The sequence below is a fragment of the Caballeronia sp. ATUFL_F2_KS9A genome, assembly GCF_023630765.1.
Lineage (GTDB): Bacteria > Pseudomonadota > Gammaproteobacteria > Burkholderiales > Burkholderiaceae > Caballeronia > Caballeronia zhejiangensis.
Map to the genome: position 1 here is coordinate 111,862 of NZ_JALQEK010000013.1, position 11,448 is coordinate 123,309.

Below are 11,448 nucleotides of genomic sequence, written 5' to 3' on the forward strand. Positions count from 1 at the left end.
TCTCTTCAGTGAATCAATGTGCAGCGGGCGCATGGCCCGCTGCGGGTTGTTGTGGACTCGTCAAGGCATCCACCACGCGCTCCATCTTCATGAAGCGCGAGCCTTTCGCGAGATACGTGGCCTTGTTGCCGTAGCCTGCCTGTTCGAGCGCGGTGAGCAGTTCGCGGACATCGGCGAAATGCTGCGCGGTTTGCTTCGATGCGGCCGCGTTGAATGCGTTCACCGAATCGACGCTCGCGGCGCCGAGCGCGAAGAGCGCATCGATGCCGCACTCCGCCGCATACGCGCCGACTTCGCGATGAAACGCCGGACCTTCCTCGCCGACTTCGCCCATGTCGCCCATCACGAGCACGCGGGGCGTTGCCTGCGATGCGAGCACGTCGATCGCGGCGCGCATCGAATCGGGATTCGAGTTGTACGTGTCGTCGATGACGGTCGCGCCGGCGAGCGCGCCGAGCATCGCGCGCTTCACCTGCAAGCGGCCTTTAACCGGCTCGAACGCTTCGAGACCGCGCTTGATGACGTCGAGCGAAACGCCTGCGGCAAGCGCTGCCGCGGTCGCCGCCATTGCGTTGCGCGCGTTGTGTTCGCCGAGCACGTTCAGCGCGATGTCGACCGCGCCCTGCGGCGTTTGCATGTGGACCGTCGTGCCTTCGAGCGTACCGGTGACGGCGGCCTGCGATGCATCGGCGGTCAGCGCGAAATCGATGATCGCGTTGCCGGTCGCGGCCGTGCGCCAGAAGACGGCGTACTGGTCGTCGGCGGGAAACACGGCCGTGCCGGTATCGCCTAGCGCATGAATGACCGATGCGTGCTCGAGCGCGACCGCTTCGACCGTCGCCATGAATTCCTGATGCTCGCGCTGCGCGTTGTTGACGACGGCGACATCCGGCGCGGCGATCTTGCCGAGCACTTCGGTTTCGCCCGGATGATTCATGCCCAGTTCGACGACCGCGAGCTTGTGCGACGCCTTCAGACGAAACAGCGTGAGCGGCAAGCCGATGTCGTTATTGAAGTTGCCCGCCGTCGCGAGGCGCGCTTCCTCGCCGACCGCAGCCGCGAAGATCGACGCGATCATCTCCTTGACCGTCGTCTTGCCGTTGCTGCCCGTGACCGCGACGAGCGGCATCGTGAAGCGCTTGCGCCAGCCGTGCGCCAACGCACCGAGCGCCGCGCGCGTGTCCTTTACCTTGATGACCGGAAGTGGCCAGGCACCGGAGTTGCTCGGGTCGCGTGACACGAGCGCAGCAGCCGCGCCGCTCTTCGCCACCTGATCGAGGAAATCATGCGCATCGAAGCGATCGCCCTTCACCGCGACGAACAGATCGCCGGCCTGCACGCCGCGGCTGTCCGTGACGACGCGCGCGATGGCGATACCCGCATCGCCCTTAAGGACGGCGCCGGGAATCATCGCGGCGGCTTCGCGCAAAGTGAACATCGTCATTCGCCGCCTCCGCGTTGTTGTGTGGCGCGTGCGGCCAGAGCGAGACGCGCGTGATCCTGATCCGAGAACGCGCGCTTCTTGCCCATGATTTCCTGCGTGGCTTCGTGCCCTTTTCCGGCGAGCACGACGACGTCCTCGCGCGCCGCACTTCGTATTGCTTGCAGAATCGCGCTCGCGCGGTCTTCGACGCGGCGCGCCTTCGCGGCTTCGCTCATGCCGGCGGCGATTTGATCGATGATCGCGACGGGATCTTCGCTGCGCGGATTGTCGCTCGTGATGACGACCTGATCCGCGAGGCGTTCGGCGATTTCGCCCATCAGCGGACGCTTGGTGGCGTCGCGGTCGCCGCCGCAGCCGAACATGCAGACGAGCTCGCCGCCGCGCGCCTCGGCGATCGGGCGCAGCGCGGTGAGGGTCTTGTCGAGCGCGTCGGGCGTGTGCGCGTAGTCGATCACGACGAGCGGCTCGTCGCTCTGAATGCGTCCGCCGAGACGCTCCATGCGGCCGTTGACCGATTCGAGCTTTTCGATGCGCGCGATGGCGGCATCGAACGGCACGCCCACTTCGAGCAGCACGCCGAGCACGGAAAGCAGATTGCTCACGTTGAACGTGCCGAGCGTGCCGACTTCGACATCGGCTTCGCCCCAGTCCGACGACAGATGAAACGCAGTGCCGGTCGCAGTCGCGCGGACTTGCGTTGCGAGCAGGAACGCGTCGGCGCTCGGCGCGGCATCGGCGGGCATCTCGACGCCGTAGGCAATCGTCCGCACCTTGCCGCGCAGCGATTCGATCAGACGCTGACCGGCCGCATCGTCGCGATTGACGATTGCCGTCTTCAGCGACGGCCACGCGAAAAGACGCGCCTTTGCCGCTTCGTACGCCTCGAACGTGCCGTGGTAGTCGAGATGATCCTGCGTGAGATTCGTGAAGATAGCGATATCGAAATCGACGCCGTTCACGCGCCCCTGATGCAGCGCATGCGACGACACTTCCATCGCGACGCCTTCCGCGCCCTGAGCTTTCAATTGCGCAAGATTGCGCTGAAGCTGCGGCGCGTCGGGCGTGGTGAAGCCGCTATGCACCAGTTTGCCCGGCATGCCGATGCCGAGCGTGCCGACGATCGCGCACGGACGGCCGAGCGCGGAGAGCGCAGTCGCGATCCATTGGCTGCACGAAGTCTTGCCGTTCGTGCCCGTCACGCCGACGGTAAGCATCGACGCGGTCGGCTCGCCGTACCACGCGGATGCGATCGGGCCCGCGAGTTCGTTCAGCGCCTTCACGGCGAGCGTCTTCGACGCGTCCGGCTTGCCCGCGAAATTCTCCGGCTGATAGAGCGCCGCAGCCGCGCCTGCGGCGAGCGCGGCGTCGAGATACGGACGGTTGTCCGCGCCGTCGACCGCATAGGCTAGAAACACGTCGCCGCTTTTGAGCGAGCGCGTGTCGGCGTGCAATTGCGCCTCGGGCTGCGCGTGGGCGCGCAGCCATTGAACGGCTTGTGATACGTCCTTTTGCATCTTGCTCTGTCGGGTTTGCGCGCTCATCGCACGACTCCCGGGTGCGTCTTCGTATTGCTCGACACCGCGAATTTCTTCGCGGTATTCGCGTTGTTCGTATTCGCCGGCTGCTTGGCGGCCGCTTGCGTGGCGGAGTTCGAATCGTCCGTCACGACCATTTGCTTCACTGGCATATCGGGCGGCACGTTCAGCGCGCGCAAGGTATCGCCGACGATGCCCGAGAACACCGGACCCGACACCTGACCGCCGAAGTGGCTGCCGACCGTCGGTTCATCCACCGATACGGCCACGACGATGCGCGGATTCGGCATCGGCGCCATGCCGACGAACGATGCCCGGTACTTCGAATGGTCGTAGCCGTGGCCCGCATGCTTGTACGCCGTGCCCGATTTGCCGCCGACGCGATAGCCGGCCACCGCCGCATCCGGCGACGTGCCGCCCTTCGACACGACGGTTTCGAGCATCGCACGCACTTCGCGCGCGGTAGTCGGCGAAAACACTTGCTGACCGAGCGGCGGCTGATCGCCCGCTGTGCGGAAAATCGAGACCGGCAGGATCTTGCCGTCGTTCGCGATCGCCGTGTACGCGCGCCCGAGCTGGAACAGCGACACGGACAGGCCGTAGCCGTACGACATCGTCGCCTGCTCGATGCGTCGCCAGCTCTTCCACGGGCGCAGACGCCCGGTCACGGCGCCCGGAAAACCGACTTTCGGCGCCTGACCGAGCCCGATGCTCGTGTACATGTTCCACATTTCCTCGGGACGCAATTGCATCGCAATTTTGGTCGCGCCGATATTGCTCGACTTCTGAATCACGCCGCCGACGGTGAGCGTGCCGAAGCCAGAATCGTCCGTAATGCGGGCGCCGTCGAGCACGAACACGCCGCCGCCCGTTTCGACGAGCGTATTCGGCGTCACCCGATGCAGATCGAGCGCGAGCGAAACGGTGAACGGCTTCATGATCGAGCCCGGCTCGAAGGTGTCCGTGAGAATGCGGTTGCGCAACTGCTCGCCGGTCATCCGCGAACGATCGTTCGGGTTGTACGTGGGATAGTTGACGAGCGCGAGCACTTCGCCCGTCTTCACGTCGATGACCATTGCCGCGCCGGCCTTCGCCTTCGTCTTCTCGACGGCGGCCTTCAGGTTCGTGTACGCGATGTACTGAATCTTGCTGTCGATCGAAAGTTCGACGTCCGCGCCGTTGTGCGGCACGACTTGCTCGTCGACGTCCTCGACGATATGGCCCATGCGGTCCTTGATGACGCGGCGCATGCCCGGCGTGCCGGCGAGGACGTTCTGGTCGCCGAGTTCGACGCCTTCCTGTCCCTTGTCTTCAATGTTAGTAAAGCCGATCAGGTGCGCGGTGATTTCGCCTTCCGGATAGAAGCGCTTGTATTCGCCGCGCGAATAGATGCCGGGAATGTCGAGCGCGGCGACCTTCTGCGCGACTTCGAGCGGCACCTGGCGCTTCACATAGACGAAGGTCTTGTCCATCGAGAGCTTCGCGCGAAGCTCTTTTTCCGGCATTTCGAGAAGTTTGGACAATTGCGCGAATTTGTCCGCGCCGAGATCGTTCGGCACGGCTTCGGGAATCGCCCAGATGGCCTTCACCGGCAAACTCGTTGCGAGCACGAGGCCGTTACGGTCGCGAATCTGCCCGCGCGTCGCAGGCATTTCGAGCGTGCGCTGATAGCGGCTTTCGCCCTGTTTCTTGAAGAACGCGTTGCCCGGGCCCTGAATCCAGAACGCGCGCCCGGCCAGCGCGACGAACGCCATGAATAGCAGGAACACGACGAGCTTCGAGCGCCACATGGGCAGGCGCACGGCGAGAAGCGGATTCGGCGTGTGAGCGATGTCTTTCTGCTTCGCGGACTTTTTCATCGCTTGGCTCCGCGTGCAGGCGGCGCCGACGCCGGCAGCGGCGGCGGCATGGGTGCGTCGGCGGCCTTGTTGGCGGCCGTGTCGTAGGTGAGATATTGCGTTCGGCCGGTCGTCACGGGCTGCATTTTCAGTGAGTTGGTGGCCAACTGCTCGATGCGCGATGTCTTCGACAACGCGCTCTGCTGGTACTGCAACTGCGCGTAATCCTGTTGCAGTTGACGCTCTTGCGATTGCGCCCTTTGCAAGTCGATGAAAATCTCCCGCTGCTGATTGGTGGAGCTGACGACCGACAGCGCGCACCCGAGCACGATGATGAGCAGGAAGATATTGAGGCGATTCATGGCGCGATCCGCTCGGCGATACGCATCACCGCGGAACGGGCGCGCGGGTTATCGGCGACTTCGGCATCACTCGGAAACACGCGGCCGACCACGCGCAGCGGCGGGCTGGGAAGATCGACCGCGCGGATCGGCAAACGACGGTCCACCGCCGGCGCGCTCGCGTGCGCCTGCATGAACCGCTTGACGATCCGGTCTTCGAGTGAATGAAAGCTGATCACGACCAGCCGCCCCCCTTGCTCCAACAATGCCAATGCCGATTCGAGTACTACCTGCAGCTCCGCAAGCTCTTGATTGACGTGAATCCGTATAGCCTGAAAGGTGCGAGTTGCCGGGTCCTTGCCCTTTTCACGGGTTTTGACGACGTGACCCACGATTTCGGCAAGCTCGCGCGTGCTGTCGAGAGGCCCAAGACGGTCGGACTCTGCCCGGCGAGCAACAAGCGCCTTTGCAATCTGAAAAGCAAACCGTTCTTCCCCATAATCTCTGATGACCTCCGTGATTTCCTGCACCGTGGCACGCGCGAGCCACTCTGCCGCCGACTCGCCCCGAGTCGGGTCCATCCTCATGTCGAGCGGACCTTCTGCGCGGAAGCTGAAGCCGCGCTCCGGGTCGTCCACCTGCGGCGACGACACGCCTAGGTCCAGCAACACGCCCGACACCCGCCCTACTCCGCGCTCGCTCGCCGCGTCGCGCAACGCCGCGAAGCTGTCGTGCACGATCGAAAAGCGCGAATCCTGAATCTGTTGCGCCGTGGCGATCGCGAGAGGATCCTTGTCGAAGGCGATCAGCCGCCCCGCGTCACCCAGTCGCTGCAAAATCGCCCGGCTATGACCGCCGCGCCCGAAAGTGCCATCTATATAGATGCCGTCCGCGCGCGTGAGCAGCCCGTCTACCGCTTCCTTCAGCAGCACCGTGCGATGCTGCAGTTCATTTCCCATCGCAGGAGCCATGTTGTTCAGCGCCGCGTCAGAAAGTGAAGTTTTTCAGCGCGTCGGGCATGCCCTGCGCCATGGCCGCAGCTTCCTTCGCCGCGTAAGTCTGCGAGTCCCACAACTCGAAGTGCGCGCCCATGCCGAGCAGCGTCACTTCTTTTTCCAGCGACGCGGCAGCGCGCAGCTCGGGCGAGACCAGCACGCGCCCGTTGCCGTCGAGTTCGACATCCATTGCATTACCGAGAAAGATGCGCCGCCACCACATGGCTTCCATCGGAAGCGCGGCGACCTTGGCGCGGAAGACTTCCCACTCCGGGCGGGGAAAGAGCAACAGGCATCCATCCGGGCTCTTCGTGAGCGTCACCCGGCCTTCTGCCTGCCCTTGCAGCGCTTCCCGATAGCGCGACGGAACCGACATCCGCCCTTTCGCATCGAGCGTCAGCGCCGACGCCCCTTGGAACACTCGCCCTTCTCCCCGTTTTCGGACGCCCACCACGACGCCCGTCCCTCTCCAGTTTTGCTCGAAAATGGGTTGTGAATCACACAAAAGACCACTTTCTCACACTGTCTCCCACTTTAGAGGAACGCATTTCCTCGGTCAAGACGCGCACCTTTTTTTCGAGTGCTTTTTATTTGCTAGAACAAGGACTTAGCGCAGGAGCTTGAAGTAACGGCAAAAGAGAAAACCGTTATGAATTAGAGAGCTAGTGCGGGATGTGAAGGTAGTACGTGAAAAGAGCAGGCGAAATGAGGGAAATGTAACGGTTCTTACAGCCGTTTTTTGATTCGATGATGAGTTTCGGCGGCGAATGCCTCGCTCGACCCGGCAAGCGAGCGAACGAGGCTTTGTCACACTATATGTAATAGGCCGTGCGCGTCATGACTTTGGAAGCTGCGCGCATCAACGCGCGCACCGGAAACGGAACCTCGCTCCCACCGGCGCCGATGGCTGCTGCGGCGTGCGCGCTTTCATCGAGACGCATTTGCTCGACGATCGCGCGGGATGCGTGATCGTTGACGGGCAAGGTCTTCATGTGGCCATCGAGATGCTGCTCGACCTGACGCTCGGTTTCGGCCATGAAGCCGAGACTCGCGCGATCGCCGAAGCGCCCCGCGACGAAACCGATCGCCAGCGCACCCGCGTACCACAACGGGTTCAGCAGGCTCGGCCGCGATTCCAGATCTTTCAGCCGCGTCGATGTCCACGCGAGATGGTCTTCCTCTTCACGCGCCGCTCGCTCGAAACTGGCCTTGAGCTCGGGCGAGCTTGTGGCGAGCTTCTGCGCCTGATAAAGCGCTTGCGCGCAGACTTCGCCAACGTGATTCACGCGCATCAGTCCGGCCGAATGGGCGCGTTCTTCTTCGGTGAGTTGCGATTGTTCCGAGAGGACATCGCCGGTCGCGTCCAGAGGCGACATCGTCGATTCAGGAATCGGACGCGACATGCGGCTCACGCCCGTCATGGACCGCAAGCCTCGATCGAATTCGCTGATGACTTCATCGAGCGTCATGGTGTCACCTCTCTCTTCATGGTCCGCAGACGGAGCGGACGCTCGCGGAAAACGCGAATTTTAGCGCACATCGACTGGCGCCGAAGGGGCGCGGGCTTGCCGGATACCGCGTTCAGCGGCCACGGAACATGTGCGATTTCTCCGGATTACAGGCTCGAAGTCTGATCGCGAATATGGCACCAACCTGACACCGTCGACCGCCCGATCGCCCCTTATGGAGCACCTGTTTTGGTAATTAGGGCAAACACGGGTCGCAAATATCCTGCAAAACCAACATTTTAGCGCCTGTTGCGTAAACGTCACATGAGTCCGGCGGACCAGCCCCTTTTCCTTTGTCCGTTAAAGCCTCTTTGTTACATTACGTGTCACCTTCGTTAAGAAGCAGGCAGGGACCGTCAACACACTGGCGCTAAGAACAGTGACCTTGCCAAAAGTCGCAAACACTCCTTGGAGATTCAATCAATGAAAAAGTCGCTTCTCGCTCTCGCCGCACTGGGCGCATTCGCAGGCGCCGCACATGCGCAGAGCAGTGTGACGCTGTACGGCATCATCGACGCTGGCTTCGCGTACAACAACAACAGCAACGGCCAAAAGCTGTACTCCATGAACAGCGGCAACCTGCAAGGTAGCCGTTGGGGCCTGCGCGGCACGGAAGACCTCGGTGGCGGTCTGAAGGCCATCTTCGTGTTGGAAGGCGGCTTCAACGTGTTCAACGGCCAGCTGGGCCAAGGCGGCGACCTGTTCGGCCGCCAGGCTTATGTCGGTCTGGGCTCGACGCAATTCGGTACGGTCACGCTGGGTCGCCAGTACGACTCCGTGGTTGACTACACCGGCGCATTCGAAGTCGGTAGCCAGTGGGCGTCGTACTTCGGCGCGCACCCGGGCGACCTGGACAACATGAACAACTCGAATCGCGTGAACAACGCGATCAAGTACACGAGCGCGAACTACGCCGGCTTCACGTTCGGCGGCCTGTACAGCCTCGGCGGCCAAGCTGGCCAGTTCAACCGCAACCAGATCTGGTCGGTTGGTCTCGGCTACTCGCAGGGTCCGCTGCAATTGGGCGCGGGCTACTTGAACGTCAAGGACCCGAACTACTCGTTCTTCGGCAACAACGCCACGAGCCGCAACGCTGCCACGACGCCTACGGCTTCGAACATGTCGAGCCGCGTGTACTCGGGCTTCGCATCGGCCAAGACGCAGCAAGTCATCTCGGCTGGCGGTGCTTACACGTTCGGCGCAGCGACCATCGGCGCGACGTATAGCAACACGCAGTTCAAGGACGTCAACAACGAAGCAGGCGCTGGCCTGAACCCGGCTGGCTACACGGGCGGCTCGGGCAAGTTCCATAACGCCGAAATCAACTTCAAGTATCAGCTGACCCCGGCCCTGCTGCTGGGCGTGGCATATGACTACACGAAGGGTTACGGCCTGGCCGATGCCAAGTACCACCAAGGCATGCTCGGCGCGGACTACTTCCTGTCGAAGCGCACGGACGTGTACATCGACGGTATCTACCAGCACGCAAGCGGCACGGATTCGTTGAACCGCCCTGCGGTTGCGAACATCAACGGCCTGTCGGCGTCGTCGACGTCGAACCAGGTTGCCGCTGTTGTCGGTATCCGCCACAAGTTCTAATAAGGTCGTAACAAAGCAGTACGCACTGAAAGGCGCCTTCGGGCGCCTTTTTTTCGTTCCGCTGCGGGCAACAAAAAAGCCTTCGCATCTCGCGACACGAAGGCTTTTCGCTTTGGACGCGCAGCCGCTACGCGCGGCCGTCGCGCAATTCGCGCCGCAAGATCTTGCCGACATTGCTTTTCGGCAACTCGTTGCGGAACTCGATCATGCGCGGACGCTTGTAGCCGGTCAGCCGTTCCCTGCAGTACGCGATGACATCCGCTTCCGTCAGGCTCGCATCCTTGCGCACGATGAAGAGCTTCACCGCTTCGCCCGACGCCTGATCCTTCACGCCCACCGCGGCAACTTCGAACACGCCGGGCAGCATCGCGACAACATCTTCAATCTCGTTCGGATACACGTTGAAGCCGGAGACGAGAATCATGTCCTTCTTGCGATCGACGATCTTCACGTAGCCGCGCTCATCGAGCACGCCGACGTCGCCTGAGCGGAAGAAGCCGTCGGGGGTCATCACCTTCGCGGTTTCGTCGGGACGATTCCAGTAGCCCGCCATCACCTGCGGGCCGCGAATGCAGATCTCGCCGGGCTGGCCGAGCGGCACTTCGTTGTTGTCGTCGTCGCGGATGGAGATTTCCGTGGACGGAAGCGGCAAGCCGATCGTGCCCGTGTATTCGGTCGCCGTCACCGGATTGCAGGTCACGCACGGCGAGGTTTCGGACAAGCCGTAACCCTCGACGATCGGCACGCCGGTCGCCGCGAACCAGCGCTTCGCGACGGCTTCCTGCACGGCCATCCCGCCGCCGTTCGCAGCGATGAGCTTCGAGAAATCGAGCTTGTTGAAGTCTGGATGATTCAACAACGCGTTGTAGAGCGTGTTGACGGCCGGGAATGTGTTGATGGGAACGCCCTTCAGTTCCTTGATGGTTCCGGCGATATCTCGCGGGTTCGGTATCAGCACGCCAAGGCCGCCGGTACGGATCGTGAGCATGCCGCAGACCGTCAGCGCGAAGATGTGATAAAGCGGCAGCGCGACCACGCAAACGAACTGATCGATGTCGGGACGGCGCTTGCGGGCCGGGTCGAGCCACACTTCTGACTGCAGCGTGTTCGCGATCAGATTGCGATGCGTGAGCGTCGCGCCTTTCGCGACGCCCGTCGTGCCGCCGGTGTACTGCAGGAACGCGACGTCATCGGGACTTTGGGTGACCGGCTGGAGCGTGCCGCGGCCGCCTTCGCTCAGCGCTTCGTTGAAGCGGACGCTGCCAGGCAGTTTCCACTCTGGCACCATCTTCTTCACGCTGCGCACGACGAAGTTGACGAGCACCCCTTTCAAACCCATGAGATCGCCCATCGCCGCGACGACGATATGTTTGATCGCCGTGTTCTTGACGACCGCCTGCAACGTGCCGGCGAAATTCTCCAAAATGACGATTGCTTCCGCGCCGCTGTCCTTGAGCTGATGCTCGAGTTCGCGCGGCGTGTAAAGCGGATTCACGTTGACGACAATGTAACCCGCGCGCAATACCGCCGCGATCGCGATCGGATACTGCAGCACGTTCGGCATCATCAGCGCGACGCGCGCGCCCGGCTTCATTCCTCGCTTCTGGAACCACGCGGCCAGCTTTCTCGCCATCGCGTCGAGTTCGGCGTACGTGATCGCCTGGCCCATGCACACGAACGCGCGGCGATCGCGATTCGCGCGAAAGCTGTCCTCGAGCAGCTCCGAAACGGACCGATACGCGGATGGATCGATCTCCGCAGGCACGCCGGCCGGGTAAGACTTCAGCCAGGGTTTCTCCATACGGCGTCTCCTTTATATGATTTTAGAATGATCGTGCGGAAACGAGATCCTAGCTTTTCGGCCGGTCTCCGACAATCGGGTTAGACGCCTTCCACCAAACCCGTCCGAGTCCGCCGCTCCGAAGCTTGTCAATGCATTGGCTCCACTTCCACCAGGCAGTCGTAAAACGTCGCCGAGCCCCCGAGGTCGGTCAGCGCCTGACTCGTCACCTGATTGGCGTTGCGGCCATCGGGAGACAACTTCTTCCACCAGATCGACAAGCCGACGACGACGCCTTCGCGCGGGCGTTCCGTCACCCGCGGGCCGGCCTGCATACTAACCCGAAACGTGTAGATGCGGACGACAGAGGCATACGCGATGTCGCGGCCGTGCGGGTCGGCGGGGTGT

10 protein-coding genes are annotated in these 11,448 nt (G+C 62.6%); 1 reads left to right on the forward strand and 9 read right to left on the reverse strand.

The features are described from left to right. Positions 1 to 13: 13 nt before the first annotated feature. The 7 genes from NCS67_RS11125 to coq7 all read right to left on the reverse strand — a co-directional run bounded on the left by NCS67_RS11125 (position 14) and on the right by coq7 (position 7,622). Positions 14 to 1,444 carry a UDP-N-acetylmuramoyl-tripeptide--D-alanyl-D-alanine ligase gene (locus NCS67_RS11125; protein WP_250435212.1) on the reverse strand — a complete coding sequence of 477 codons (1,431 nt, stop codon included), beginning with the start codon at positions 1,442 to 1,444 and terminating at the stop codon, positions 14 to 16. Beyond that, positions 1,441 to 2,985: a UDP-N-acetylmuramoyl-L-alanyl-D-glutamate--2,6-diaminopimelate ligase gene (locus tag NCS67_RS11130; RefSeq protein ID WP_244807651.1), complete on the reverse strand. Its 1,545-nt coding sequence runs from the start codon at positions 2,983 to 2,985 to the stop codon at positions 1,441 to 1,443. The genes NCS67_RS11125 and NCS67_RS11130 overlap by 4 nt, the downstream gene beginning before the upstream one ends. Continuing rightward, positions 2,982 to 4,838 (reverse strand): peptidoglycan D,D-transpeptidase FtsI family protein, encoded by a 1,857-nt coding sequence (locus NCS67_RS11135; RefSeq protein WP_008342998.1) that lies wholly within the window; start codon positions 4,836 to 4,838, stop codon positions 2,982 to 2,984. Before NCS67_RS11135 ends, NCS67_RS11130 begins: the two co-directional genes overlap by 4 nt. Continuing rightward, positions 4,835 to 5,179, reverse strand: coding sequence for a cell division protein FtsL (ftsL, locus tag NCS67_RS11140; protein ID WP_008342999.1), 345 nt, complete (start codon positions 5,177 to 5,179; stop codon positions 4,835 to 4,837). Before ftsL ends, NCS67_RS11135 begins: the two co-directional genes overlap by 4 nt. Further along, on the reverse strand, positions 5,176 to 6,117 hold the full coding sequence (gene rsmH, locus NCS67_RS11145) for a 16S rRNA (cytosine(1402)-N(4))-methyltransferase RsmH (RefSeq protein WP_008343001.1): 942 nt from the start codon (positions 6,115 to 6,117) through the stop codon (positions 5,176 to 5,178). Before rsmH ends, ftsL begins: the two co-directional genes overlap by 4 nt. 28 nt (positions 6,118 to 6,145) lie before the next feature. After that, a complete protein-coding gene (mraZ, locus tag NCS67_RS11150) occupies positions 6,146 to 6,574 on the reverse strand; it encodes a division/cell wall cluster transcriptional repressor MraZ (RefSeq protein ID WP_008343002.1) in 429 nt (142 codons plus the stop codon). Positions 6,575 to 6,965: 391 nt separating this feature from the next. Beyond that, positions 6,966 to 7,622: a 2-polyprenyl-3-methyl-6-methoxy-1,4-benzoquinone monooxygenase gene (coq7, locus tag NCS67_RS11155; protein ID WP_034471434.1), complete on the reverse strand. Its 657-nt coding sequence runs from the start codon at positions 7,620 to 7,622 to the stop codon at positions 6,966 to 6,968. 462 nt (positions 7,623 to 8,084) lie between these two features. On the opposite strand from coq7, the gene NCS67_RS11160 reads away from it, so the two are divergent. Continuing rightward, complete coding sequence (locus NCS67_RS11160; RefSeq protein WP_008343007.1) at positions 8,085 to 9,260, forward strand: porin; 1,176 nt, start codon at positions 8,085 to 8,087, stop codon at positions 9,258 to 9,260. 127 nt (positions 9,261 to 9,387) lie between these two features. Here NCS67_RS11160 and NCS67_RS11165 read toward each other — a convergent pair whose 3' ends face one another. Beyond that, positions 9,388 to 11,061 carry a long-chain fatty acid--CoA ligase gene (locus NCS67_RS11165; RefSeq protein WP_250435213.1) on the reverse strand — a complete coding sequence of 558 codons (1,674 nt, stop codon included), beginning with the start codon at positions 11,059 to 11,061 and terminating at the stop codon, positions 9,388 to 9,390. Positions 11,062 to 11,189: 128 nt separating this feature from the next. Continuing rightward, on the reverse strand, positions 11,190 to 11,448 hold a 259-nt coding region (locus tag NCS67_RS11170; RefSeq protein WP_284504073.1), incomplete at its 5' end, for a molybdopterin dinucleotide binding domain-containing protein.

What these genes read in the sequence shown, in the direction of transcription:
- NCS67_RS11125 (WP_250435212.1), bottom strand. Translation starts at nt 1,444, where the DNA reads ATGACGATGTTCACTTTGCGCGAAGCCGCCGCGATGATTCCCGGCGCC.
- rsmH (WP_008343001.1), bottom strand. Translation starts at nt 6,117, where the DNA reads ATGGGAAATGAACTGCAGCATCGCACGGTGCTGCTGAAGGAAGCGGTA.
- NCS67_RS11165 (WP_250435213.1), bottom strand. Translation starts at nt 11,061, where the DNA reads ATGGAGAAACCCTGGCTGAAGTCTTACCCGGCCGGCGTGCCTGCGGAG.
- NCS67_RS11135 (WP_008342998.1), bottom strand. Translation starts at nt 4,838, where the DNA reads ATGAAAAAGTCCGCGAAGCAGAAAGACATCGCTCACACGCCGAATCCG.
- coq7 (WP_034471434.1), bottom strand. Translation starts at nt 7,622, where the DNA reads ATGACGCTCGATGAAGTCATCAGCGAATTCGATCGAGGCTTGCGGTCC.
- ftsL (WP_008342999.1), bottom strand. Translation starts at nt 5,179, where the DNA reads ATGAATCGCCTCAATATCTTCCTGCTCATCATCGTGCTCGGGTGCGCG.
- NCS67_RS11130 (WP_244807651.1), bottom strand. Translation starts at nt 2,985, where the DNA reads ATGAGCGCGCAAACCCGACAGAGCAAGATGCAAAAGGACGTATCACAA.
- NCS67_RS11160 (WP_008343007.1), top strand. Translation starts at nt 8,085, where the DNA reads ATGAAAAAGTCGCTTCTCGCTCTCGCCGCACTGGGCGCATTCGCAGGC.